Annotated in this window: 19 protein-coding genes; 6 read left to right on the top strand and 13 right to left on the bottom strand. The window is 61.6% G+C overall.

The genetic code is table 11. From position 1 onward, the window contains the following. Window positions 1-2 precede the first annotated feature (2 nt). From WC392_11465 to yegQ, 6 genes are all read right to left on the bottom strand, one after another. Window positions 3-608: a MotA/TolQ/ExbB proton channel family protein gene (locus WC392_11465; GenBank protein MFA5242981.1), complete on the bottom strand. Its 606-nt coding sequence runs from the start codon at window positions 606-608 to the stop codon at window positions 3-5. Between the two features lie 166 nt (window positions 609-774). Further along, window positions 775-1,263, bottom strand: a complete 489-nt coding sequence (locus tag WC392_11470; GenBank protein ID MFA5242982.1) for a sulfurtransferase TusA family protein — start codon at window positions 1,261-1,263, stop codon at window positions 775-777. A 200-nt stretch (window positions 1,264-1,463) separates the two neighbouring features. Next, window positions 1,464-2,330, bottom strand: coding sequence for a peptide chain release factor N(5)-glutamine methyltransferase (gene prmC / locus WC392_11475; protein MFA5242983.1), 867 nt, complete (start codon window positions 2,328-2,330; stop codon window positions 1,464-1,466). After that, window positions 2,331-3,413 carry a peptide chain release factor 1 gene (gene prfA / locus WC392_11480; GenBank protein MFA5242984.1) on the bottom strand — a complete coding sequence of 361 codons (1,083 nt, stop codon included), beginning with the start codon at window positions 3,411-3,413 and terminating at the stop codon, window positions 2,331-2,333. Window positions 3,414-3,419: 6 nt separating this feature from the next. Then, window positions 3,420-4,670: a glutamyl-tRNA reductase gene (gene hemA, locus WC392_11485; GenBank protein ID MFA5242985.1), complete on the bottom strand. Its 1,251-nt coding sequence runs from the start codon at window positions 4,668-4,670 to the stop codon at window positions 3,420-3,422. A 63-nt stretch (window positions 4,671-4,733) separates the two neighbouring features. Continuing rightward, entirely contained in the window at window positions 4,734-6,074 is a 1,341-nt protein-coding gene (gene yegQ / locus WC392_11490; protein ID MFA5242986.1) for a tRNA 5-hydroxyuridine modification protein YegQ, read from the bottom strand. Between the two features lie 42 nt (window positions 6,075-6,116). Here yegQ and dnaE point away from each other — a divergent pair, with 42 nt between their 5' ends. Next, a complete protein-coding gene (dnaE, locus tag WC392_11495; protein ID MFA5242987.1) occupies window positions 6,117-9,572 on the top strand; it encodes a DNA polymerase III subunit alpha in 3,456 nt (1,151 codons plus the stop codon). Window positions 9,573-9,747: 175 nt separating this feature from the next. Here dnaE and WC392_11500 read toward each other — a convergent pair whose 3' ends face one another. From WC392_11500 to WC392_11525, 6 genes are all read right to left on the bottom strand, one after another. Continuing rightward, on the bottom strand, window positions 9,748-10,845 hold the full coding sequence (locus tag WC392_11500) for an ABC transporter ATP-binding protein (protein MFA5242988.1): 1,098 nt from the start codon (window positions 10,843-10,845) through the stop codon (window positions 9,748-9,750). After that, window positions 10,845-12,449 (bottom strand): iron ABC transporter permease, encoded by a 1,605-nt coding sequence (locus WC392_11505; GenBank protein MFA5242989.1) that lies wholly within the window; start codon window positions 12,447-12,449, stop codon window positions 10,845-10,847. Before WC392_11505 ends, WC392_11500 begins: the two co-directional genes overlap by 1 nt. Beyond that, window positions 12,446-13,444: an extracellular solute-binding protein gene (locus WC392_11510; GenBank protein MFA5242990.1), complete on the bottom strand. Its 999-nt coding sequence runs from the start codon at window positions 13,442-13,444 to the stop codon at window positions 12,446-12,448. Before WC392_11510 ends, WC392_11505 begins: the two co-directional genes overlap by 4 nt. Window positions 13,445-13,861: 417 nt before the next feature. Beyond that, the gene (locus WC392_11515; GenBank protein MFA5242991.1) at window positions 13,862-14,848 is read right to left on the bottom strand and encodes a class I SAM-dependent methyltransferase; all 987 of its coding nucleotides are present in this window, start codon (window positions 14,846-14,848) and stop codon (window positions 13,862-13,864) included. Window positions 14,849-14,879: 31 nt separating this feature from the next. Further along, a complete protein-coding gene (locus tag WC392_11520; protein ID MFA5242992.1) occupies window positions 14,880-15,380 on the bottom strand; it encodes a copper chaperone PCu(A)C in 501 nt (166 codons plus the stop codon). A 102-nt stretch (window positions 15,381-15,482) separates the two neighbouring features. Next, a complete protein-coding gene (locus WC392_11525; GenBank protein ID MFA5242993.1) occupies window positions 15,483-17,156 on the bottom strand; it encodes a glutamine--tRNA ligase/YqeY domain fusion protein in 1,674 nt (557 codons plus the stop codon). A gap of 254 nt (window positions 17,157-17,410) precedes the next feature. Here WC392_11525 and WC392_11530 point away from each other — a divergent pair, with 254 nt between their 5' ends. After that, window positions 17,411-17,962, top strand: a complete 552-nt coding sequence (locus WC392_11530; GenBank protein ID MFA5242994.1) for a hypothetical protein — start codon at window positions 17,411-17,413, stop codon at window positions 17,960-17,962. A gap of 290 nt (window positions 17,963-18,252) precedes the next feature. Here the strand turns inward: WC392_11530 and WC392_11535 are convergent, their stop codons facing one another. Then, on the bottom strand, window positions 18,253-19,536 hold the full coding sequence (locus WC392_11535) for a glycerophosphodiester phosphodiesterase family protein (GenBank protein ID MFA5242995.1): 1,284 nt from the start codon (window positions 19,534-19,536) through the stop codon (window positions 18,253-18,255). 487 nt (window positions 19,537-20,023) lie between these two features. On the opposite strand from WC392_11535, the gene WC392_11540 reads away from it, so the two are divergent. The 4 genes from WC392_11540 to WC392_11555 all read left to right on the top strand — a co-directional run bounded on the left by WC392_11540 (window position 20,024) and on the right by WC392_11555 (window position 25,108). After that, window positions 20,024-20,599 carry a GNAT family N-acetyltransferase gene (locus tag WC392_11540; GenBank protein ID MFA5242996.1) on the top strand — a complete coding sequence of 192 codons (576 nt, stop codon included), beginning with the start codon at window positions 20,024-20,026 and terminating at the stop codon, window positions 20,597-20,599. A 263-nt stretch (window positions 20,600-20,862) separates the two neighbouring features. Then, window positions 20,863-21,876, top strand: coding sequence for an efflux RND transporter periplasmic adaptor subunit (locus WC392_11545; protein ID MFA5242997.1), 1,014 nt, complete (start codon window positions 20,863-20,865; stop codon window positions 21,874-21,876). Further along, window positions 21,873-22,043 (top strand): hypothetical protein, encoded by a 171-nt coding sequence (locus WC392_11550; protein MFA5242998.1) that lies wholly within the window; start codon window positions 21,873-21,875, stop codon window positions 22,041-22,043. Before WC392_11545 ends, WC392_11550 begins: the two co-directional genes overlap by 4 nt. Continuing rightward, window positions 22,040-25,108 (top strand): efflux RND transporter permease subunit, encoded by a 3,069-nt coding sequence (locus tag WC392_11555; protein ID MFA5242999.1) that lies wholly within the window; start codon window positions 22,040-22,042, stop codon window positions 25,106-25,108. Before WC392_11550 ends, WC392_11555 begins: the two co-directional genes overlap by 4 nt. The last annotated feature ends 24 nt before the right edge of the window (window positions 25,109-25,132 follow it).

Genomic DNA, 25,132 nt, shown 5'->3' on the forward strand with positions numbered 1-25,132 from the left:
CCTTATTTCCGTTCGCCGTGAACCATGTCCACCAGCTTGATCGATTGCTGCTCCATTTCCATCACCAGGGAATCCACCTTGCCACGGAAATAGCGATAAAAAATCATGCTTGGAATCGCCACAATCAGGCCCATGGCCGTATTATAAAGCGCTACTGAAATGCCGTGAGCCAGTTGGGCGGGACTGCCTCCGGATGGGGTAAGCGCACCGAAAATTTCCACCATCCCGATCACCGTGCCGAGCAGCCCCAGGAGTGGACTGATTGAAGCAATCGTGCCAAGAGTGGTGAGGAAACGCTCCATTTCGTGAGTGACTGCGCGCCCCGAATCTTCGATGGCTTCCTTCATCATTTCCCGCGAACTGTTGACGTTGCGCAAACCCGCCGCAAAGATACGCCCGAGAAGAGAATGCCGCTCCAGATTTGCAATCATCTCATCGTTGACGCCGTCCTGCCGCAGCCATTCACGCACTTTAGGCAACAGGCTCTTGGGCGCCACCAGGCCGCCATACAGCGACCACGAGCGCTCGCCGATAATCGCCAGAGAAATCACCGACGCAATAATCAGCGGCCAGATTGGCCAACCGGCAGCTTGAATGATGGATAACACGCCCACACCCCTGTAAATTTTAACCCCGTAACTTTAGCCTGCCACCTCGTTTTCAGCAAGGGCAGCGATTTCTGCCCTGCCTTGAAATCCTTATCTGCAAAAACAAAAAAACCTGCCCGATGCTGCGGCAGGTAAAAGGGGGATCGTTTAACCCTGACTTTTCTGGCTAATTTTTCCTGATATAAAAAGCGAGAACACCAGGGTCAATTTCTTGAATGTCCAGAAGCTCATGACCACTGCTTTTTATCCATGATTCGATGTCATCTCGCGTAGCGGGGCAACTGCTGACCAACTTCAGAATTTCTCCACCCTGCATGCCCTGAAGCAACTTTCTCGCTTCGACAATGGGGCCTGGGCAGGCCGTGCCTCTCATATCCAATTCAACATTAAAAGCGGAAGGGGGGCGCCGGCCCTTGCGGATAAAATACTCATCCGCACCGTTGGCATCCTTGTCGGTGCGGATGACTTCGTTATCGGTCAGCTTAATCCAGGAGAACAAATCATCTTTCGTGCCGGGGCAGTCAGAAACCAGACAGAGCACTTCGCCGGGGCTGAGCCCGTCCAGTACTTTTTTTGCACCCAGCAAGGGATGCGGGCAAGACAGCCCGGTTAAATTCAATATGCCATTGGCACCCATCAGAAGCGGTTGGTTCACGACTCAAACCCTCAACTACGATAAATAAACAAAACTAATGATGCCATAACATTAGTTAATTTACAAGAGAGGGGTGAGATCGGCGCATGAAAAAGCCACCTGCCCTGAAATTGGCAAATGGCCCTCGATGGCATTGAATATACAGATTGGGGTGTTATTTCCAGGAAAAAAGGAGAAGGCTCCCTATTGAGAGCCTTACGTTAATTACACGATTTTTTTGCTATAGAGCCCAGGCTCACCCGCTCCAGCCCAGCCAGATCGCGAATTGTCTCCACCGCAGCATAGCCATGCTGGCGCAATATCTCGCGGCAGCCCTCTCCCTGATTGTAGCCATGCTCAAACAGCAGCCAGCCACCCGGATTGAGGTGTTGTGGTGCGACAGCGGTGATGCGGCGGATATCATCCAGGCCGTCCGCCCCGGATGCCAGCGCGGAGATGGGTTCGAAGCGCACATCACCGCGTTGCAGGTGGGGGTCGGCGGCTTCCACATAGGGGGGATTGGAAACGATGAGATCGAAGGTTTCCCCTTCGAGCACGCCGAACCAGTTGCTGTGCAGGAGCCGCAGATTGGGCACTCCCAGCCGGGCCGCATTCTCCCGCGCCACGGCCAGCGCCTCCGGTGACTGATCGACGGCGGTCACTGCCGCCTGCGGCCGGTTCCTGGCGATGCTGATGGCAATGGCACCGCTGCCGGTGCCGAGATCCAGCACGCTGCAGGGCAGGTTTTCGGGGATTTTTTGCAGCGCAAGTTCGACCAGAAGTTCAGTTTCAGGACGCGGAATCAATACGACGGGGGTGGTTTTGAATTCCAGGCCGAAAAACTCCCGGTTCCCGACGATGTAGGCGATGGGTTCGCCCGCGAGGCGGCGGGTCAGCAGGTCTGTGTAGCTTTGTGCGGCGGATTCCGCCAAAGCATCGCGGTCATGGCCGATGAGCCAGGAACGCGCCACGCCAAGCGCGTGGCTGAGCAGTATCTGGATTTCCAGCCGCGCTTCACGCAGGTCGAGGCCAAGAGCCTGCCGCAGTTTCTGGCTATCCTGCACCAGAACCTCGGCCAGCGTTGCCAATCAGCCTTCTCCGGCCAGGCTGGCCAGCATTTCCGCCTGGTGCTCGGCCATCAGCGCGCCGGTGAGCTCGTCCATGTCGCCGTCCATGATCTGGTCGATCTTGTACAGGGTCAGATTGATGCGGTGGTCGGTGATGCGCCCTTGCGGGAAGTTGTAGGTGCGGATGCGCTCGGAGCGGTCGCCGCTGCCGATCAGGGATTTGCGCGTTGCGGCTTCCTTGGCATTGCGTTCGCGCAACTGCCCGTCCATGATGCGCGCAGCCAGCACGCTCATGGCCTGGGCCTTGTTCTTGTGCTGCGAGCGGTCGTCCTGGCATTCCACCACGATGCCGGTGGGCAGGTGGGTGATGCGGATCGCCGAGTCGGTCTTGTTGATATGCTGGCCGCCCGCGCCGGAGGCGCGGAAGGTGTCGATGCGCAGGTCGGCCGGATTCAGGTTGACCTCGGCCAGCTCATCCGCTTCCGGCATGATGGCGACGGTGCAGGCGGAAGTGTGGATGCGGCCCTGGGTTTCGGTCGCCGGGACGCGCTGCACGCGGTGTCCTCCGGACTCGAACTTGAGCTTGGAATAGGCGCCCTGGCCGATGATCTTGGCGATCACTTCCTTGTAGCCGCCCATTTCGCCCGGGCTTTCCGAGACGATTTCCACCTGCCAGCGCTGGCGCTCGGCGTAGCGCGTGTACATGCGGAACAGGTCGCCGGAGAACAGCGCAGACTCGTCGCCGCCGGTGCCGGCGCGGATTTCCAGGAACACGTTGCGCTCGTCGTTGGGGTCCTTGGGCAGCAGCAGCTTCTGCAGATCGAGCTCGATCTGTTCCAGTCGCGCCTTTCCTTCCTCGATCTCCGCCGCGGCGAATTCCTTCATTTCCGGGTCGGCCAGCATTTCCTGCGCGTCGCGTATGTCCTGCTCGCACTGCTGCCAGGCATGGTACTGCGCCACCACCGGCGTGATATCCGCATGCTCACGCGTGAGCTTGCGGTAGTTGTCCATGTTGCTGGTGATATCGGCGCTGGAAAGGAGCAAATTGAGCTCCTCCAGCCGCTCGCTGAGGGAAGCGAGCTTGGCCAGGATAGATGATTTCATTTGGAGCTATTCGTGGTGGATTTGGTAAAGCCTGCGCAGCATGGCTTCAAGCTGCTGGCGATCTTCGCCGCTGGCGTGGCTTAGCGCGTGGCTGGGGTTATGCAGGAACTTGTTGGTCAGCGCCCGCGCCATCAGTTCCATCACCTCCTGCGGATCTTCACCCCGGGCCAGCATGCGCTGGGCATGTTCCAGTTCCTGGCGGCGCACGCGGTCGGCATGGTCGCGCAGGGCGCGGATGGTCGGCACCACTTCGCGGTTTTCCATCCATTCCACGAAGCTGCGCACGCGCGATTCGACGATGGCCTCGGCCTCGGCGGCCGCGACCTGGCGGCTGTCCAGGCCCTCCTGCACCACCTGGGAAAGGTCGTCCACGCTGTAGAGAAAAACGTCGTCCATCTCGCCCACTTCTTCCTCGATGTCGCGCGGCACGGCGAGATCGACCATGAACATGGGGCGGTGCTTGCGCGCCTTGATGGCGCGCTCCACCATACCCTTGCCCAGGATCGGCAGCGGGCTGGCGGTGGAGGTGACGATAATGTCGTAGGCGGCGAGGTGATCGGGCAGATCGTTGAGGGTGATGGCACCGCCACCAAAGCGCTGCGCCAGCGTGGCGGCGCGTTCCAGGGTGCGGTTGGCAACCAGGATGTGCTTGGGGTGCTGGGCAGCAAAGTGGTTGGCGCACAGCTCGATCATTTCGCCCGCGCCGATGAACAGCACGTTCTGCTCGTGAATGCTGGGGAAAATGCGCTGCGCCAGGCGCACCGCGGCGGCGGCCATGGACACCGAATTGGCGCCGATGGCGGTGGTGCCGCGCACCTCCTTGGCCACCGAGAAAGTGCGCTGGAACAGCTTGTGCAGCAGCGTGCCCATGGTGCCGGCCTGCTCGGCGGTTCTGACCGCCTGCTTGAGCTGGCCGAGAATCTGGGTTTCGCCCAGCACCATGGAATCCAGGCCGCTGGCGACGCGGAATGCATGCTTCACCGCATCCTGCTTGGGCAGGGTGTAAAGGTAGGGCTCGATGGCGTGGGTCTTGAGCTGATGAAAATCGGCCATCCACTCGATTGCCTGCCGAGGCTCGTCGGTGTTGCAATACACCTCGGTGCGGTTGCAGGTGGAGAGGATCGCCGCCTCCTTCACCGGACGATGGTCCACCAGGTCCAGCAGGGCCTGCTTCACGCTTTCGGCATGGAACGCCACTTGCTCGCGAATGGCAAGCGGCGCGGTGTGGTGATTGATGCCGAAGGCGAATAGCTGCATTTAGAAAAGATGGCCTGTTAAATGGCTGAAAGTATACCGGAAATCAGGGTCAAGAAGGCATTTTCAAGACACAAAACGCGCTACCAGCCCCTGCGAAAAATCCCCCGGCGGCAAGGGAATGCGCACTCTCCAGCCACTGCCCGGAGCGGCGTCGATGGCCTCGCCCTCCAGGTTTTCCATGCGCTCCAGCCGCACCACCCGGTTGCCGGAGGGCAGGAGCAACTCCAGCCGGTCGCCCACCACAAAGCGGTTCTTGACGTTGATCTCGGCCATCTGGCTGGCGGCATCGAAGCTCACGATATCGCCAACGTACTGGCTCTTGGCGCTTTCCGAATAGCCGCGCATGTAGTTCTGATGCTCGGCAGTATGGTGGCGCTGGTAGAAGCCGTCGGTATAGCCGCGATTGGCCAGGGTTTCCAGCGAGGACAGATGGTTCAGGTCAAAAGTCCGCCCTGCCAGCGCATCGTCGATGGCGCAACGGTACACCTGCGCGGTGCGCGCAACATAATAGATCGACTTGGTGCGACCCTCGATCTTGAGCGAGTCAATGCCCATTTTGGTCAGACGCTCGACATGCTCCACCGCGCGCAAATCCTTGGAATTCATGATGTAGGTGCCGTGCTCGTCTTCCATCACCGGCATCAGCTCGCCCGGACGGTTCTGCTCTTCCAGCAGGTAGACCTTGTCCGCCAGCGGGTGGCGCGGCAGGCTGCCACAATCGGACAGAGCGCTTTCCTGCATCTGCGCCGAAAAATCGGCGCGGATCACGCCCGCTGCATCCTCCTCGCCTTCATGCACCTTGTAATCCCAGCGGCAGGAGTTGGTGCAGGTCCCCTGATTGGGATCGCGGTGGTTGAAATAGCCAGACAGCAGGCAGCGGCCCGAATAGGCGATGCACAACGCGCCGTGGACGAATACTTCGAGTTCCATATCCGGGCACAGCTGGCGGATCTCCTCGATCTCGTCGAGCGACAGCTCGCGCGACAGGATCACGCGCGTCAGCCCCATGCTTTGCCAGAATTTCACCGCCGCGTAGTTCACCGTATTGGCCTGCACGGAAAGATGGACCGGCACTTCCGGCCATTTCTCGCGCACCATCATGATCAGGCCGGGGTCGGCCATGATCAGGGCATCGGGATTCATGGCGATGACCGGCTCCATGTCGGCCAGGTAAGTCTTGACCTTGGCGTTGTGCGGCATGAGGTTGCTGGCGACAAAGAACTTCTTGCCCAGGGCGTGGGCTTCCGCAATGCCGGTTTCCAGTTGGTCGAGCTTAAATTCGTTGTTACGCGCGCGTAATGAGTAGCGCGGCTGGCCGGCATACACCGCATCGGCGCCAAAAGCATAGGCGGTGCGCATTTTTTCCAGCGAACCGGCAGGCAAGAGAAGTTCGGGTTGTTTCATTGGGTGGTAAAATTGTGCAAAGGAAAAATTATACCACCCCCTATGAGCCAGCCTTCTTTCATCCACCTCCGCCTCCACAGCGAATACTCCATAACCGACGGCATCGTGCGTCTGGACGCGGGCAAGGACCATGCCTGCCCGCCGGTGGAGCGCGCCAAGGCCGATGGCATGCCCGCCCTGGCGCTGACCGATCTGAGCACCCTGTTCGGCATGGTGAAGTTCTACAAGGCGGCGCGGAGCGGTGGCGTCAAACCACTCATCGGCTGCGACGTATGGATAGAGAACGAGGCCAACCGCGACCAGCCGGGCCGTCTGCTGCTGCTGTGCCAGAATCGGACCGGTTATGGCAACCTGTGCGAGCTGCTGTCGCAGGCTTTCCGCGGCAACCAGTACCGGGGCCGGGCGGAAATCAGGAAGGAGTGGCTGGCCTCATCTTTCGGTGACGGACTGATCGCCCTGTCCGGCGCGCATCTGGGCGATATCGGCCAGGCATTTCTGAACGGCAACGAAGCGCAGGCGCGCCAGCTGGCGCTGGAATGGGCCAAGTGTTTTCCGCAGCGCTTTTACCTCGAACTGCAGCGCCCCGGCTCCAACGCGGCGGAAGAATACGTGCAGCAGGCGCTGCTTCTGGCCGGGGAGCTCGACCTGCCGGTGGTGGCCACCCACCCCATCCAGTTTCTCGACCAGGATGATTTCCGCGCCCACGAAGCGCGCGTGTGCATTGCCGAGGGTTACGTGCTGGGCGACCAGCGGCGCCCCAGGAACTTTACCGAGCAGCAGTATTTCAAGAGCCAGGCCGAGATGGCCGAGCTGTTCGCCGACATCCCCGAGGCGCTGGAAAACAGCGTCGAGATCGCCAAGCGCTGCAACCTGACCGTTGAGCTGGGCAAGAGCAAGCTGCCGCTGTTTCCCATCCCCGAGGGGATGAGCGAAAGCGAGTACCTGATCAAGCGCGCCGAGGACGGGCTGGCGGAGCGCATGAAAGAGCTGTATCCGGACGAGGCGAAACGCGCCGAGCAGTATCCCACCTATACGGACCGGCTCAAGTTCGAAACCGACACCATTGTGCAAATGGGCTTTCCCGGCTACTTCCTGATCGTGGCGGACTTCATCAACTGGGCCAAGCACAACCAGGTGCCCGTCGGCCCGGGACGGGGTTCCGGCGCCGGTTCGCTGGTGGCCTACAGCCTCGGCATCACCGACCTCGATCCGCTGCGCTACGCCCTGCTGTTCGAGCGCTTCCTCAACCCGGAGCGGGTGTCCATGCCCGACTTCGACGTGGATTTCTGCCAGGAAACCCGCTACAAGGTGATCGAGTACGTGCGCCGCCAGTACGGCGCCGACGCGGTATCGCAGATCGCCACCTTCGGCACCATGGCCGCCAAGGCGGTGCTGCGCGACGTGGGACGCGTGCTGGACATGCCTTATCTCTTCTGCGACGGCCTTTCCAAGCTGATCCCCGCCCAGCCGGGCAAATTCGTCAGCCTCAACCAAGCGCTGGAAGAAGTGCCCGAGCTCAAGGAACGCTACGACAACGAGGAGGAAGTGCGCGAACTGTTCGAGCTGGCGCTCAAGCTCGAAGGCATGACGCGCAATGTCGGCATGCACGCCGGCGGGGTGCTGATCGCGCCCGGCAAGCTGACCGACTTCTGCCCGCTGTATGTGGCCTCCGGCGCCGATGCGGTCACGGTATCCCAGTTCGACAAGGACGACGTGGAAGCCGTAGGGCTGGTGAAGTTCGACTTCCTCGGCCTCCGGAACCTGACCATCATCGAGCTGGCGCTGAAATACCTCAAGCGGCTCGACCCGACTTTCACCGGGCCACTCGACACCCAGCATTTCGACGATCCGGCAGCCTACGAAATTCTGAAGAAAGCCAACACCACGGCGGTGTTCCAGCTGGAATCGGACGGCATGAAAAAACTGCTGGCCAAGCTCCAGCCGGACCGTTTCGAGGACATCATCGCGGTGCTCGCGCTGTATCGCCCCGGCCCGCTCGGTTCGGGCATGGTGGACGATTTCATCCTGCGCAAGAAGGGCCTGCAGAAGATCGACTATTTCCACGAGGATCTGAAAGCCTGCCTGTCGCCCACCTACGGCGTGATCGTGTATCAGGAACAGGTGATGCAGATTTCGCAGATCATCGGCGGCTACACCCTGGGCGGCGCCGACATGCTGCGCCGCGCCATGGGCAAGAAGAAGCCCGAGGAAATGGCCAAGCACCGCGAAACCATCGCCGCGGGCGCCAGGGAGAAGGGCTACGACCCGGCGCTGGCCGAGAAGCTGTTCGACCTGATGACCAAGTTTGCCGAATACGGCTTCAACAAGTCGCACACCGCCGCCTACGCCGTGGTCTCCTACCAGACCGCCTGGCTCAAGGCGCACCACACCGCCGCCTTCATGGCCGCCACCCTGTCCTCGGAACTGGACAACACTGACCAGCTCAAGGTGTTCTACGAGGATACACTGGCCAACAAGGTCAAGGTGCTGGGGCCGGACATCAACGTCTCCAATTACCGCTTCGAGCCGGTATCACGCTCGGCGATCCGCTACGGCCTGGGCGCGGTCAAGGGCACCGGCGAGCAGGCAGTGCTGTCCATCGAGGCCGAGCGCAAGGCCGGCGGCCCGTTCCGCGACCTGTTCGATTTCTGCCGCCGCGTGGACAAGCGCATCGTCAACCGGCGCACCATCGAGGCGCTGATTTGCGCTGGCGCTTTTGATTTGATTACCGACCATCGTGCCAGCCTGCTGGCTTCAGCCGGACTGGCAATGGAATCCGCCGAACAGCATAACCGTTCGATAAATCAGGCCAGCCTGTTTGGTGAGGATAGCGCCGGGGATTCGGCTGAAATCCTGGTGGATGTACCACGCTGGGGCGAAGCGGAACAACTGCAGTTTGAAAAGAAAAGCCTGGGCTTCTATTTCAGCGGCCACCCCTACGACAGCTACCGCAAGGAACTGTCCACTTTCATCCGCACCAGGCTCTCCGACCTGGCGCCGCAACACCAGCCGGTTTACATGGCAGGCATCATCTACGCCATCCGCACCCAGATGACGCGGCGCGGCAAGATGGCTTTCATCACCCTCGATGACGGCAGCGGACGCCAGGATGTATCGGTCTTCAGCGAACTGTTCGACAGCAATCGCGAGCTGCTGAGGGAAGACCAGCTGCTGATCGTGGAGGGCAAGGTGAGCAAGGACGACTACGCCGGCGGCTTCCGGGTGGTGGCCGAAAAACTGCTTGGCCTGGCCGGCGCGCGTACCCGCTTCGCCAAGGCCATGCTGCTGAAATGCAACGGCGGCAGCAATGCGGGCAAGCTGAAGGACCTGCTGACCCCCTACCGCAACGGCGGCTGCCCGGTGCGCATCGCCTACCGCAACGGCGGCGCGACCTGCGAACTGCAACTGGGCGACGAGTGGCGCGTCAGCCTGCACGACGAATTACTGAGTTCGCTGCACGAGCAACTGCAAAAGGAAAACGTGCAGATCGTGTATTGAAGCTTTAACCTTAAAGAGCTTCAACTCAAACCACGGAGAACACGGAGGTCACAGAGAAAGGCCATCTTGAACTTTTAAATATGCTTCACCCAACGAGTGAATGCATGTGTATGTACAACCTACTGTTTTTACTCCGTGTTCTCCGTGAACTCCGTGGTTGTCTGTTTTTTCCAAGTTACAAGCCGCCTGCTTCAGCGCGCGGAAACATCACCACATGATCCGCTTCCAGCCGGATGCCGATCTTCTCCCCGTCGGCGTGATTATGATGGCTGGGCACCAGGGATAGCACTTTCTGCCCGCTTGGGAGCAGCAGGGTGTAGAGAATGTCGGCGCCGCGAAAGGCCTTGTGCGCCACCATGGCCTGCATGGGGCTGGCATCGTCGTGCACGATGTCGTCGGGGCGCAGCAGCACTTCCACCTGGCGCTGGTTGCGGCACGCTTCTGGAATGTTTCCGGCCAGGATGCCCAGCTCGGTTTCCACGCGATCTCCACTCAATGCCGTGCCCGGAATCAGCACGCCCTCGCCGATGAAGTCCGCGACGAAGCGGCTGGCGGGCTGGTGATAGAGATTGTAGGCGCTGTCCCATTGCTGCAGCACGCCCTGGTGCATGACGCCGATTTCGTCGGCGATGGCGAAGGCCTCGTGCTGGTCGTGGGTGACGAGGAGCGCGGTGGCGTTCTGCTGCTTGAGGATGTCGCGCACTTCCTGGCCGAGCCGCTCGCGCAGTTCCACGTCGAGGCTGGAAAACGGCTCGTCCAGCAGCAGCAGCGCGGGGCACGGCGCCAGGGCGCGGGCCAGCGCCACGCGCTGCTGCTGGCCGCCGGACAGCTCGTGCGGGAACTTGCGCCCGCTGTCGGGCAGGCCCACCACTTCCAGCAGCTCAGCCACGCGCAGGGCGCGCTCCTGCCGGTTGGCGCCATGCAGGCCGAAGGCCACGTTATCTGCCACGCTGAGATGGGGAAACAGGGCGTAATCCTGGAACACCATGCCGATGCGCCGCTGTTCGGGCGGAAGCATGAAGCCGGGCCGGCTCACGCTGGCGCCGTTGAGCAGTATCTCCCCGCCGCTGACCGGCTCGAAGCCGGCCACGCCGCGCAGCACGGTGGTCTTGCCGCAACCGGAGGGGCCGAGCAGGCAGCCGATACTTCCCTGGGCGAGGCTGAAGGAAAGCCCCTTCACCACCGCCTGGCTGCCATAGGCCTGGCGAATTTCATGCACTTCCAGCAGCGGCACGCCGGGAACGGGGATGGGGCATTGAATGGAAGAAGTCATCAGGATTTGTCCGTATTCTTGATCAGCAGGGCGATCGGCAGCAGGCCGGCCAGCACCAGCGCCACGGCGGGCAGGGCTGCGCGCTCCCATTCGCCTTCCGAGGTCATTTCAAAAATGCGCACCGCCAGCGTGTCCCAGCCGAAGGGACGGGTCATCAGGGTGATCGGCATCTCCTTCATGACATCCACGAACACCAGCGCCGCGGCCGACAGCAGGCCGCCGCGCAGCATCGGCAGATGCACGCGGCGCACCATGGCGAGGCCGGACAGGCCCAGGCTTTGCGCCGCCTCGTCGAGGTTGCGGGTGACGCGCTGCATGGCGCTGTCGAGCGGGTTGTAGCCCACCGCCAGGAAGCGCGTGAGGTAGGCAGGCAGCATGACCAGCAGCGTACCCTGCAAAATCAGGCCACTGTCGATGCCGAACCAGTTTCTGGCCGCGCCGATGAGCTGCTGGTCGAGCCAGGCCAGGGGGATGACGATGCCCACCGCCAGCACCGGGCCGGGCACGGCATAGCCCAGCGTGGCGATGCGCGCCATGGCGCGCGTCCAGCCATCGCCGTGCTGGCGCTGGGCATAGCTCAGCACCAGTGCGGCGGCGACGATCAGCGCGGCGGCCAGCGCGCCCAGCAGCAGGGAATGCCAGAGGAAACCCAGGTAGCGTGCGTCGAAATCCTGGGCCACCACTTTTTCCGCCCACAACAAAAGCTGCGCAACCGGGATGACGAATGCCAGCAACAGCACCAGCGCGGAAAAGCCGCTTGCCAGCCAGGCACTGGGGCCACGCAGGATGATTCTTTCCATCCGGCTGTGGCGTCCGGCCTGGGTGAAGCGCAGGCCGCGGCGCGAAACCTGCTCTGCGGCGATCAGGGCGAAAACCAGCAGGATCAGCACCGAAGCGAGCTGGGACGCGCCCTGCAGCGAAAACAGCCCGAACCAGGTCTTGTAGATGGCGGTGGTGAAGGTGTCGTAATTGAACACCGCGACCGTGCCGAAATCCGCCAGCGTTTCCATCAGGGCCAGCAGCAGCCCGGCCATGATCCAGGGACGGGCCAGCGGCAACGCCACCTTGAAGAACCCCGCCCTGCGGCTGTAGCCCAGCGACTGCGCTGCTTCCAGCGCGCGCTTACCCTGGGTGAGGAAGGCATTGCGTGCCAGCAGGTAAACGTAGGGGTAGAGGGCCAGGCTCATCACCATGATCACCCCCCCGGCAGAACGGATGGCGGGAAAAACCAGCGGCCCGCCGGCCAGTTCGCGCAGGACGGTTTGCAGCGGGCCGGTGAAATCGAGCAGGGCGACATAGACAAAGGCCGTGACGTAGGCCGGTAGTGCCAGCGGCAAGAGCAGCGCCCAAGAGAAAAAGCGCCGCCCCGGGAATTCGCACACGGCAGTCAGCCAGGCCAGGCTGACGCCCAGCAGCGTGACGCCTATGCCCACGCCCAGCACCAGGCGCAGGGTATTGCCGAGCAGGCCGGGCAGCACATGCTCCAGCAGGTGCGGCCAGACATCACGCTCCGGGCTGAACAGCGACGCCAGCACCACTGCCAGCGGAACGATGATCAGGAGCGCGATGCCGGTCGCTGCCAGGCGCCAGCCGTGGCGTTTCATCGATAGCCGGCGCGGTCCATCAGCTTGACCGCCGCCGCCTGAAGTTCGCCCGCCCTGGCGACATTCAGCGGGTTCTGTCTGAAGCCGCCCCAGGCGGCCACCAGCGGATCAGCCTTGACGGCGGGATTGACCGGGTATTCCAGGTTCACGTCGGCAAACAGGTTCTGCGCCCTGGCCGAGGACAGCCATTCCAGCAGGGCCACGGCCTCCTTCTCATGCCTGGCATGCCTGACCACGCCCGCGCCGGAAACATTTACATGCACCCCGCTGCCCTGCTGGTTGGGCCAGAAAATGCCCAGCGCCAGGCCGGCCTTCTTCTCCATCAGGCGCCCGAAATAATAGGTGTTGGCGATGCCCGCGTCGCACTGCCCGGCGGCGATCGCCTCCAGCATCTTGGTGTCGTCCGGGAACGGCTCGGTCGCGAGATTGGCGACCCAGGATTTAACCACCTGCTCGGCTTTGGCCTCGCCGTGCTCGGCGATCATCATCGCCACCAGCGACTGGTTGTAGACCTTCTTGGAAGTCCGCAGGCACAGGCGGCCCTTCCATTTCGCGCTGCCCAGATCCTCATAAGTGGACAGATCGGCGGGCTTCACTTTCTGCTGGTTGAAGAAAATGGTGCGCGCGCGCACCGACAGGCCGAACCACTGGCTGCCCGGATCGCGCAGGTGCGCCGGCACATTGGCATTCAGCGTTTGTGACGCCACCGGCTTGAGCAGCCCTTCCCTGGCGGCTTCCCACAGGTTGCCGGCATCCACGGTCAGCAGCAGGTCGGCCGGCGTGTTCTGGCCTTCCGCCCTGAGACGCTGCAGCAGCGCGCCTTCCTTGTCGGTAATGAATTTGACCTGCACGCCGCTTTCCTTGCTGTAGGCGTCGAACAAGGGCTTGATGAGTTGCTCGTTGCGGGCGGAATAAACCACCACTTCGGCGGCGCAGGCCGATGCGGCAGCGAGGCTGACGAGGGCGCCCACGAACAGGATCTTGAGGATTCTCATTGCAATCTCCATGCTTTAAAGAAACAAATCGTGACTGATGGAGATATTCTAGTGCTAATGAGAATTGTTATCAACTACATTTGACTACTCTCTTGACGAGGCATGCGGATGGCTTGAACCCAGATTATCCGTTAGGGCCAGAACACAGCTGTAGGGGCGGCGCTCCTGCATGTACGAGCATCCCGATGAACAATCTGGGTTGAATAAACCCTAAAAAACTTGCGCAGTAAATTATTATATTAGATAATTCTAATTCACACGGAAACACTCATATCCCCTTTTGAGTTTTTTGTGTTGTCTCCTCCATCCTCCAAAAATTTGGTGGAATTTCAAGCGCAGTTCAGAAATGGACCGCGCTTTTTTTTGTCCGGCGTATTGCCGGGTTTCCTGTTGTTTCAGTCCTGGGATGGAGATTGATCAGGCCGTGATCAGCCAGCAGTAGTGGATTTTCTTGTTGCGGAAATCTTCGGGCACGGTCTGCGCGGAAATATCCTTGACCTGACGGGTAGCCAGCGCGGCACTGTCGAGTTTGAAGCTGCGCAGGTTGGTGGAGAAAAACAGCTCGCCTCCCGGCGCAAGCAGTTCCAGGCAGGCATTGATCAGACGGGGATGGTCGCGTTGCACGTCAAGCACGCCCTGCATTTTCTTGGAATTGGAGAAGCTCGGCGGGTCCATCACGATCAGCTCGAATTTTTCCCCTGAAGCACGCGCCTGTTCGAGATAGGCAAACACGTCGGCACGCACCAGCTTGTGCCGCTTCAAGTCCATGCCGTTGAGCTCGAAATTGCGCAGCGACCAGTCCTGATAGGTATTACTCATGTCCACCGTCACCGAGCTGGCCGCGCCTCCCCCAGCCGCATAAACGGTAAAGCTGCCGGTATAGGCGAAGAGATTGAGGAAGCGCTTGCCCGCCGCGCGTTCCTGCACCATGCGCCGGGTGTTGCGATGATCGAGAAACAGCCCGGTATCGAGATATGCGGCCAGGTTGACGACGAAGCGATGCCCGCCCTCTTCCACCACGAAATCCTCGCCCGTCGTGCCGGTTTTTTCGTACTGGCTTTCGCCACGCTGGCGCGCGCGCAGCTTGTAGGTGATGTTCCGCAGCGGCAGATCGAGCGCCTGCGCGGCGTTTTCGCGCACGCTTTCCACCCACAGGGCATGCGCCTCGTCGGGCATCTGCCAGCCGGTATCGAATTCCTGCAAGTGCGCCTGATCATGGTAAACATCGACTGCCAGAGGAAACTCTGGAACATCGCGGTCGTAAACCCGGTAGCAGGAAATGCCCTGGCGACGAGCCCACTTGCCCCAGTGTCGGGCGTTCTTGTGCAGGCGGTTGAGAAAAGCGGAGAAATCAGACATGGCGAAGAAGGGAGAATGACAGGAAGGCCCGGAATCCTGAGCCATCCTGTTCAAGCTGTCAAACGGGGAAATACTCTTAGTGCTTCATGCCCTTGTGGTCATGATCCATCGGCATCGGTGCTGGCATTGCCGCCTGGGGCTTGCGCACCTGGGCATCGAATTTCTTGCTGCTGCCGTCCTCGAAAGTGACGTTAATGGCCACGTTTTCGCCTTCCTTCAGGGGCTGCTTGAGATCAATCAGCATGATGTGCAGGCCGCCCGGCTTGAGCGCGGTTTCGCCCTTGGCCTTGATTTCGATGTCCTTGACCTGGCGCATCTTCATCATGCCGCCTTCCATGGTATGGGTGTGCAGCTCGGTGACCTTGGACGCGGCATTGTCAGCCTTGACCACCTTGTGGTCCTTGTCATCATTGTTTTTCAACATGAGAAAAGCACCCGTAACCATCTGCCCCGGAGGAGCCAGACGCACATAGGGGTCGCTGACTGTCACATTGTCGGCGGCAGTGCCGGCAGCGAATGACGGGGCGGCGACTGCAAACGCCGCTGCAATTGCGAGTGTCGATAGTGTCAATTTCATGAATTACTCCTTGCTTGAGTGGAAAAAAAAGAACCCCCAGATGGTAAAGCGCCGGGGCGATAGCGAGAATGCGGCAAAATGCCGCGCTGCAAACAGAACATTTTATCCGGCTGTGCTAGCCCAGGTATCCTTGAGCGCCACGGTGCGGTTGAACACCAGCTTTTCGCCCGGCCTGTGCTGGCGGCGATCCGTGCAAAAATAGCCCAGACGCTCGAATTGATAGCGCGTTTCCGGCGCCGCATCGCGCACGCAGGGCTCGACCCAGCCCTGCACCACGGCGAGCGAATCGGGATTGATGAAGTCGCAGAAATCGCGTTCCCTGTCACTGTCCGGTCGGGCCACGGTGAACAGGCGGTCGTAGAGGCGAATCTCGGCGGGAAGCGCATGCTCGGCCGAAACCCAGTGGATCACGCCCTTGACCTTGCGCCCCTGCGGATTCTTGCCCAGGGTCTCGCTATCCAGCGAACAGCGCAGCTCGGTCACATTGCCGGCTGCGTCCTTGATCACTTCATCGCACCGGATGACGTAGCTGTAGCGCAGCCGCACCTCGCCGCCCGGCACCAGGCGCTGCCAGCCGGGGGGAGGCGTTTCGCTGAAATCGTCGGCCTCGATCCAGATCTCGCGCGCAATCGGCACTTCACGGCTGCCGAATTCGGGGTGATTGGGGTGGAAACCCGCCTCGCGCGACTGGGTTTCGCCCGCCACGAAATTGCTCAGCACCACCTTGAGCGGATTCAAAACCGCCATCACGCGCGGCACGCTGGTTTCCATGTCCTCGCGGATGCAGCCTTCCAGCACCGCCATGTCGATCACGTTATCGCTCTTGGAAATGCCGATGCGGCGCGCGAATTCGCGTATCCCCGCCGGAGTATAGCCGCGCCGCCGCATGCCGGTGATGGTCGGCATGCGCGGGTCGTCCCAGCCGGATACGCGCTTTTCGCTCACCAGCTGGTTCAACTTGCGCTTGCTGGTGATGGTGCACTGCAGCTCCAGGCGCGAAAACTCATACTGGCGCGGGTGGCAGGGGATGGTGATGTTGTCCAGCACCCAGTCGTAAAGCGGGCGATGGTCCTCGAATTCGAGCGTGCACAGCGAATGGGTGATGCCTTCCAGCGCATCGGAGATGCAGTGGGTGTAGTCATACATCGGATAGATGCACCACTGGTCGCCGGTGCGGATGTGGTGGGCGCGGCGGATGCGGTAGATGGCCGGGTCGCGCAGATTGATGTTGGGCGAGGCCATGTCGATTTTCGCGCGCAACACCTTGCTGCCGTCGGGAAACTCGCCGCCCTTCATGCGCGCGAACAGGTCCAGGTTTTCCGCCACGGAGCGCTCGCGGTAAGGACTGTTCCTGCCCGGCGCGGTGAGCGTGCCGCGATACTCGCGCATTTCGTCCGGCGTCAGATCGCACACGTAAGCCTTGCCGGCCTGGATCAATTCCACCGCGTAGCCATACAGCGCAGCGAAATAGTCCGACGCCCAGCGCACCTCGCCATCCCACTGAAAGCCCAGCCAGCGCACGTCGTCCTGGATGGAGAGGGCATATTCCTCGCTCTCCTTCTCCGGATTGGTGTCGTCGAAACGCAGGTTGCACCTGCCCTTGAAATCCAGCGCCAGGCCGAAGTTGAGGCAGATCGACTTGGCATGGCCGACGTGCAGGTAACCGTTTGGCTCCGGCGGGAAACGGGTAACGATGGACTGATGTTTGCCGCTTTTGAGATCATCTTCGATGATGTTGCGGATGAAATGGGGGACGGGTTCGCGCTCGCTGCTCATGAGGGTGGCTTTGGCTAATTGGATTGAACGCGCCGATTTTACCCGAAAAACCCCGGCGCTCGCGCAGCGAGTTTGGCCGGCAGGTCAAAAAGCGGTGGCACGCAAACGAGTTATTCTCACAGCAGAGATATCAAATAGTCCTCAGAATCTCCAGTTCCGCATCGTTTTTTTGCGTATTTTTTTGGACTATACTGAAAACAGATGTTGGCATGAGCGGGAAGCGCAAACCACCAGACGATCACAAGGAGAAGAACATGAAAACGCTAATGACTATTGCCAGGCTGGGCGCTATCTGCGCCAGCTTTATGATGGTCGCTCCGGCCGCCCACTCTGACGGGATCGAGCGCAGTTGTCGTGCCTATTACTCCTTCCATCTGAGTTCGGTCAACAACGAGCAGGGGCAGTGGCTGGTTGCCATCGGCGATATCGCTGGCGCCGGAACAGAAAACGGCTTCACGGCGCGTCGCGGCTGTGGTCAGCTGGTTCCGAATCGTTGCCGGCAACGCGCCAGCGAGGCCCTCATGGCGTGCATGAAAGCCCATGCGAAGAACCCGGCCCAAGTACCCGACGAATGCCGTTCCAACGGAGTGCAAAACTACCCTGTCGATAATCTGGGGGAACTGGTCCGGACCAAGGCATGTGAATATGTGCGCACCAAGGGCAAGGTCAATCCGACCTTTCTGCCGCCGAAATACTCTGTCAAAACCACCATCAAGGGACAAATATCCGGCGACGATGGCTGTGGCGTGGGTAATCCGCATGTTGCCACTGTCGACCTGGCGCCGCTGGAAGTTCAGTGCCCATAGTACCAACAGGGGTCAATGACATGACGCTACCACCTCGTGCCCTATTGCCATGGCTCAAAACGAAGTTAACAGCCCTTTCATGGCTGTTATGTCAAGACTTGACCCCTCGCATGCTCGTATGCATGTGTGACCCCTCGTATGAGAAATAATGTGATTTTGCAAGACCTGACCCCGGTGCACTGGGTGCCTGTGTGCCTGTGTGACCCCGGTGCACTGCACCGGTGCACTGCAAAGTCGGGAATGAAAAAGGGCAGCCCGGAGGCTGCCCTTCGCCGTTGCGCGGGGTCTGATTACTTCAGGCCCATGCAGTTGGCGTAGTAGGTCACGGTGGCGGGCCAGTCGGAGAAGATGCCGAGGATCTTCACCCGCTTGGCCAGCACGTCCAGCGCCTTGTACATGTCGCTGTCGGTCTTGATCGCCTTGCCGGTCGGGTCGAAGTCGTAGTAGTAGCCCCCCTTCGCCGCGCCCTGGCGCAGGTCGGAACGCTCGAAGGTCCAGGTGATGATGTCGAAGCCCATGCCCTTGAGGTCCTTCGCCAGTTGCGACGGCACGATGTTGCCGCTGCCGTCGAGCGCCAGCAGGGCCGGCATCGGCGGGGCGATGACGCGCACGCCGCGCTGCTTCAGCAGCTTGAAGTACGCCATCCGGTCCATCGCGTCGTAGGGCGCCTGGATCACGATGTCGTCCTTGGCGGCATCGTAGTCGAGCAGATACACCGCCTGCTCGCCGTATTTCGTGTTGTCGATCCAGTAGAACACGTCGTTGACGTTGAAGGACTGGGTCCAGACCTCACGCGGCTTGACGCCACCGGCCTCCAGCTCGTCGGCGAACTTCTGCGCGTACTGTTCCTGGCCGCCGAAGATCGCATCGACGCGGTCCTGGTAGTTGGCGCCCTTCAGCTCGGGGGTGTGCTTCACGCCTAGTTCCTGGTTCAGGGCGATGCTCTCCTTGAAGGTCAACACGTTGGCGCGGCCGGTGTAGAGGTCGGTGCGCCACGTGGCGGTGCCGCCCAGGTAGCCTTCGGCGGTGGTGGCCTTGGGGTTGCTGGCGTCCATCTTCGCATCCAGGGACTTGTACTCCGCCAGGGTCAGGTCGCTGGTGCAGCACTGCGGCGCGGGGTTGACGCCCACCGGGCCGGTCCAGGGTACGGTGCACTTTGCGTTCAGCTCGGTGGCGACGATGTTGGTGGTGGTGTGCAGGTCGCACTCGCTGTGGCGGCACACCAGCTCGGCGTCCTTGGTGAAGCTCACGTCGCACTCGACGATGCCCGCGCCCATGCGCGCGCCGGCGCGGTAGGAGATGTCGGAATGCTCGGGGAACTGCATGGCCGCGCCGCGGTGGGCGATGGAGAAGTCGGTGCGGTAGAAGGGGCCGCCCTGGCACTGCATCAGGCGCTCCTTCAGCTTGCCCTCTTCCATGCCCTCGACGAGGTAGAAGGGACGGGGGCCGAGTTGCACGCTCGCATCGTGCTTCTCGAAGTGGTGGCGGCCATCGCGGTCGGCGTGGGCCATGGAGGTGACGCCCGCCAGGGCGGCCATGGCCAGGGCCACGGCGAATTTGCTGTGTTTCTGCATGGAGGTACTCCCAAGAATGTGGATTGACTCGCGTGCGCGGTGTGCGCCCGCAACCTGCCACTGTGGCTAGTGGAGATGAACGGGCGATGGCGGTTTCTTTGCGGTTTTGCGGGCGACCTAGTCCAAAAGGCTTATCAGGCTGTTGAAATTCGCCGCTTCCCACCAGCCTGGCGGAGCGGCGCATGCGGCTCAAGGGTCAAGTCTTCGGCTCAAGGGTCAAGTCTTGACATAACAGCTACGAAAGGGCTGTTAACTCCGTTTTGGGCCATGGCAATAGGGCACGAGGCGATAGCGCCATGTCAAGACTGACCCCTTGCATGGTAATGGCTTAGCGCCGAGAAGCCATGCCCAGGTTGATGACATTGGTATTAACTGATAGTGTGGGGCTTTATGGGCCCGGATGCATTGGTTACAGTAGCGGATACAATTTCAGAATCAATCGAGTCTGACCCCATTGATTCATTGATTATGATGCGGAAAGGAAGGGATGGAACTGATTAACGAGACAGCACGAATGCGGATCAGGCCGTTGACCTTGGGCGATGTGCCTGCACTGACAGAGATTCTTAGCGATCCGGAAGTCATGAAGCATTCCGTGCGTGGTGTCTACGACGAGGCGGCTACTCGACGATTTGTAGAATGGTGCTTGGCTTGCTACGAATCGCATGGTATTGGTCCGTGGGCTCTTATCGAAAAGGAAACGTCCGCCCTTATTGGATTCTGCGGGGTAGGCCCGGAGCGAGTCGGAGATGTGGAAGAGATCAATCTCGGATATCGGTTGGCGAGGCGGTACTGGGGGAAAGGTTTCGCCACTGAGTCGACGAGAGCTGTCCTCGCCTATGCGTTTGAAAGTAAGGAATGTCAGTCTGTAGTGGTAATTATCGAGCCTGAACATGTTGCATCACTGCGAGTGGCCGAAAAGTCCGGGTTCTGTAGTTTTCAGGAGGTCGCGTTTCATGGAAAACAAGTACGGCTGTATCGACTGATCTGTGAAAAATGGAGCGAGTTGTATAACACGTCGTTGCAGCCGACTTCAGGCCGCGACGTGGCCCTCCCCGGCTGAGCTTTGCGTTAGAGCGCAAAAAAGGCAAAAAAGGGGTCAAGTCTTGACATGACACAATCACCTCGTTGCCGTTATTGCCATGTTTGCCCGCTGACACCTTTGTCCGCACCCCAACCGGTCGGATTGAACGCGCCGATTTAACCCGAGAAACACCGTCATCCGCGCACCCATCATGCCTGATGGCCGCGCATTGCCACTTGACAGCCGCCCCCGGCAATGCGCAAATTGTCGGCTATTCAGTCATTTGTTGGCATATGATCCCCATGAAGCCTGTCTTTCTGCCGGTTCTCGCGGCCGTTCTGCTCACCGCTTGCAGCCAGGAGTCTTCACCCCCCCCGCCGCCGCCCGTATTGGTGAAAACCCATCTTGTCAGCCAGAGTGCCGCCAGCGCCGGGCGCGCTTATAGCGGCGAGGTGCGCGCCCGCCACGAAACCTCACTGGCCTTCCGTATCGGCGGCAAGATACTGGAACGCAAGGTGGATGTGGGTGCCGCCGTCAAGGCGGGGCAACTGCTGGCGCGCCTCGATCCCGCCGATGTCCGCCTGGCTGCCGGACAGGCCGAAGCCCAGCGCGCCCTGGCCCTGGCCGAGGCCAAACGCTACCGCGATCTCCATGCGCGGAGTTTCGTCAGCGCCGCCGCCCTGGAGGCCAGGGAAACAGCCCTGGCGTCCGCCGAAGCCCAGGCAGGAATGGCGCGCAACCAGGCCGCCTATGCGACCCTGAACGCCGATCATGCCGGCGTCGTCGCCGCCGTGCTGGCGGAACCCGGCCAGGTGGTGAGCGCCGGGCAGCCGGTGCTGCGCATCGCCCGGGACGGGGAAAGGGAAGTCGCTATCGCCGTACCCGAGGCCGGCGTGATTGACCTGAAACCGGGCATGACGGCGGAGATCAGCCTGTGGAGCGGCGGACGGGCTTACCAGGGGCGGCTGCGCGAGCTTTCCCCTGCGGCCGATCCGGCGACCCGTACCTATGCGGCACGGGTTTCCATTCTGGATGCCGATGCGGGCCTTGCCCTGGGCATGACGGCCAGCGTGCGCTTCACCACCCAAGCCACCCCTGCCCTCGTGGTGCCCCTGGCCGCCTTGTTCCAGCAAGGACAGGGCTTCGCCGTCTGGGCCGTGGGCAGCGATGCCACGGTCAGCCTCAAGCCCGTGACGGTGGCGGGCTACACCGACGCGGGCGCGGCAATTGCCGCCGGCCTCCAGCCGGGCGAGCGCATCGTCGCCGTTGGCGTGCACAAGCTGAGTGCCGGCCAGAAAGTGCGGATCGCGCCATGAACCCGGAACAAGCCAACCACGGAGTTCACGGAGAACACGGAGTAATGAAGTGTTATGCCGATTTCGCGCCACACCTGTCAGGTAGCGCCAATAACTTCTTCCATCATGGCGTGTTTTTCTTCGTGCCCTCAGTGATCTCCGTGGTTCAATCAAAGTTTCCAGAATGAAAGCCCCCAACCTCTCCGAGTGGTCCCTGACGCACCCGTCCATGGTGCTCTACCTGATCATCGTGCTCATGGCGGCGGGTGCCTTGTCCTATTTCAAGCTGGGCCGCGCCGAGGACCCGGATTTCACCTTCAAGGTGATGGTGGTGCGCACCCTCTGGCCCGGCGCCGACGCGCGCGAGGTGGAACTGGAACTGACCGAGCGCATCGAGAAAAAGCTCTCCGAAACGCCCTGGGTGGATGTGCTCCGCTCCGCCTCCAAGCCCGGCGAGTCCATGGTGTTCGTGATCCTCAAGGACTACACGCCCAAGCCCGAGGTGCCGGAGGCCTGGCGCCAGGTAAGGAAAAAACTGGACGATATCCGCCACACCTTTCCCGCCGGCGTGCAGGGGCCGTTTCCCAACGACGAGTTCGGCGATGTGCAGGTCAATATCCTTGCTCTCACCGGGGACGGCTTCGACCTTGCCGCCCTGCGCCTGGAGGCGGACCGCCTGGCGCGGGAGCTGAAGCGCGTGCCCGACGTGAAGAAAGTGGAACTGATCGGCGTGCAGCAGGAAAAGATCTACATCGAGGTCAAGCCGGAGCGCCTCGCCGCCCTGGGGCTGGCGCCAAACCAGGTTTTTGAAGCGCTGCAGCGCCAGAACGCGGTGGCCGCCGCCGGTTTCATCGAGACCGCAACGGACCGGGTGCGCCTGCGCGTGACTGGCCCCTTCGACACCGTGGACGGCATCCGCGACGCCGATCTGGCCGTTGCCGGGCGGCACTTCCGCCTCGGCGACATCGCCGAGGTGAAGCGCGGTTTCGCCGATCCGGCCAGTCCGGGCATGCGGGTGGACGGCAAGGACGCCATCGGCATCGGCGTGGTGATGGACAAGGGCGGCGACGTCATCCACCTGGGCGAGAACCTCAAGGCGGCCATGAGCCGGCTGACAGCCGACCTGCCAGCGGGCATCGAGGTGCATACGGTGGCCGACCAGCCCGAGATCGTGCAGCTGTCGATCCAGCTTTTCGCCCAGTCCCTGGCCGAGGCCATCGCCATCGTCCTGGCGGTGAGCTTCCTCTCCCTGGGCTGGCGCACCGGCACGGTGGTGGCGCTGTCGATTCCCCTGGTGCTGGCGGTGACCTTCTTCCTGATGAAGATTTTCGGCATCGACCTGCAGCGCATCTCGCTCGGCGCCCTGGTCATCTCCCTGGGCCTTCTGGTGGACGACGCCATCATCGCCGCCGAAATGATGGTGGTAAAAATGGAACAGGGCTGGGACAAGTTCAAGGCCGCCACCTTCGCCTATACCTCCACCGCCTTTCCCATGCTCACCGGCACGCTCATCACGGTGGCCGGCTTCACGCCCGTGGGCTTTGCCCAATCGGCGGCGGGGGAATACACCTTCTCCATTTTCGCCGTGGTCACCATCGCCTTGCTGGCGTCCTGGATCGTGGCCGTGGTGTTCACGCCCTACCTGGGCTACAAGCTGCTCAACGCGGAAAAACTGGCCGAAATCGGCCGCAAGCACGGCGGCGACATCTACGGCTCGCCTTTCTACCTGCGCTTCCGCAGCCTGGTGGTGTGGTGCCTGCGCCACCGCAAGAGCGTGATCCTCGCCACGCTAATCATCTTCCTGGCATCCATATTCGTCTTCGGCACGGTGGTGAAAAAGCAGTTTTTCCCCTCCTCCTCCCGCTCCGAACTGCTGATCGAGCTGTGGCTGCCCCAGGGCGCGTCCCTCAAGGCCACCGAGGCCGAGGTGCGGCGGGTCGAGAAAATCCTGGAAAACGATCCAGCCGTCACCGCCCAGTCCGCCTACGTGGGCAATGGCGCGCCGCGCTTCTACCTGCCCCTGGACCAGCAACTGTTCAACGACAACTTCGCCCAGTTCGTGGTGGTGACCAAGGGCGTACAGGAACGCGAAGACCTGAAGCAGCGCCTGGAACAACGCTTTACCGGCGACGATGGCGCCTGGTCCGGCTTGCGGGCGCGCGTCCTGCGCCTGGAAAACGGCCCTCCCGTGGGCTTCCCGGTGCAGTTCCGGGTCATGGGCGAGGATCTGGAGCAGTTGCGGCTTATTGCCGGGCGGGTGGCGGAGGTCATGCGTGCCGACCCCGACCTCCAGGATGTCCACCTCGACTGGAACGAGAAGGTGAAGAGCGTGCGCGTCGCCATCGACCAGGACCGGGCGCGCCTCCTGGGCGTTTCCAGCCAGGACATGGCGCTGACCCTGCAAGCCTGGCTCAAGGGCGCAGCCATCACCCAGTTCCGCGAAGGCGACCAGCTGATCGACGTGGTCTGGCGCGGCAGCGGCGTCAACCGCGACTCTCTCGACGGATTGCCTGACCTCGACATCGCCACGACTGGCGGCCGCCATGTGCCGCTGGCCCAGGTGGCCAGGCTGGAGCCGGTGCTGGAAGAAGGCATCATCTGGCGGCGCGACCGGCTGCCGGCCATCACGGTGCGCGCCGACCTGGCCGGCAATACCACGGGCCCGGCGGTGTCGGCCCGCCTCGACCCGCAGCTTGATCCGATCCGTGCCCAGCTGCCGCCGGGATTCCGCATCGAGATGGGCGGCACGGTGGAGGAATCGGCCAAGGGCGAGAAATCCATCCAGGCCGTGATGCCGCTCATGCTGATCGGCGTGATCACCCTGCTGATGATGCAGCTGCAGAGCATGAGCCGCACCATCATGGTATTGCTGACCGCGCCCCTCGGCCTGATCGGCGTCACCCTGTCGCTGCTGGCATTCCAGGTGCCCTTCGGCTTCGTTGCCCAGCTCGGCGTCATCGCCCTGATGGGCATGATCCTGCGCAACTCGGTGATCCTGGTCGACCAGATCGACCAGGACGAGAAGGCCGGCAAGAGCACCTGGGAAGCCATCGTCGGCTCCACGGTGCGGCGCTTCCGGCCCATTACCCTGACGGCGGCGGCAGCGGTGCTGGCCATGATCCCCCTGACGCGCCAGATCTTCTGGGGGCCCATGGCCGTGGCCATCATGGGCGGCCTGATCATCGCCACCGCGCTGACCTGCCTGTTCCTGCCGGCCCTCTATGCCGCCTGGTACCGGGTCAGGGAGGAGTAAACCGGCGGTATTGCCCGGCATCCA

It is taken from the genome of Sulfuricella sp. (assembly GCA_041651995.1).
GTDB lineage: Bacteria > Pseudomonadota > Gammaproteobacteria > Burkholderiales > Sulfuricellaceae > Sulfurimicrobium.

Coding starts and splice junctions, on each gene's coding strand:
- prfA (MFA5242984.1), bottom strand. CDS start 3,413: ATGAAATCATCTATCCTGGCCAAGCTCGCTTCCCTCAGCGAGCGGCTG.
- hemA (MFA5242985.1), bottom strand. CDS start 4,670: ATGCAGCTATTCGCCTTCGGCATCAATCACCACACCGCGCCGCTTGCC.
- yegQ (MFA5242986.1), bottom strand. CDS start 6,074: ATGAAACAACCCGAACTTCTCTTGCCTGCCGGTTCGCTGGAAAAAATG.
- dnaE (MFA5242987.1), top strand. CDS start 6,117: ATGAGCCAGCCTTCTTTCATCCACCTCCGCCTCCACAGCGAATACTCC.
- WC392_11500 (MFA5242988.1), bottom strand. CDS start 10,845: ATGACTTCTTCCATTCAATGCCCCATCCCCGTTCCCGGCGTGCCGCTG.
- WC392_11505 (MFA5242989.1), bottom strand. CDS start 12,449: ATGAAACGCCACGGCTGGCGCCTGGCAGCGACCGGCATCGCGCTCCTG.
- WC392_11510 (MFA5242990.1), bottom strand. CDS start 13,444: ATGAGAATCCTCAAGATCCTGTTCGTGGGCGCCCTCGTCAGCCTCGCT.
- WC392_11515 (MFA5242991.1), bottom strand. CDS start 14,848: ATGGCTCAGGATTCCGGGCCTTCCTGTCATTCTCCCTTCTTCGCCATG.
- WC392_11520 (MFA5242992.1), bottom strand. CDS start 15,380: ATGAAATTGACACTATCGACACTCGCAATTGCAGCGGCGTTTGCAGTC.
- WC392_11525 (MFA5242993.1), bottom strand. CDS start 17,156: ATGAGCAGCGAGCGCGAACCCGTCCCCCATTTCATCCGCAACATCATC.
- WC392_11530 (MFA5242994.1), top strand. CDS start 17,411: ATGAAAACGCTAATGACTATTGCCAGGCTGGGCGCTATCTGCGCCAGC.
- WC392_11535 (MFA5242995.1), bottom strand. CDS start 19,536: ATGCAGAAACACAGCAAATTCGCCGTGGCCCTGGCCATGGCCGCCCTG.
- WC392_11540 (MFA5242996.1), top strand. CDS start 20,024: ATGGAACTGATTAACGAGACAGCACGAATGCGGATCAGGCCGTTGACC.
- WC392_11545 (MFA5242997.1), top strand. CDS start 20,863: ATGAAGCCTGTCTTTCTGCCGGTTCTCGCGGCCGTTCTGCTCACCGCT.
- WC392_11550 (MFA5242998.1), top strand. CDS start 21,873: ATGAACCCGGAACAAGCCAACCACGGAGTTCACGGAGAACACGGAGTA.
- WC392_11555 (MFA5242999.1), top strand. CDS start 22,040: ATGAAAGCCCCCAACCTCTCCGAGTGGTCCCTGACGCACCCGTCCATG.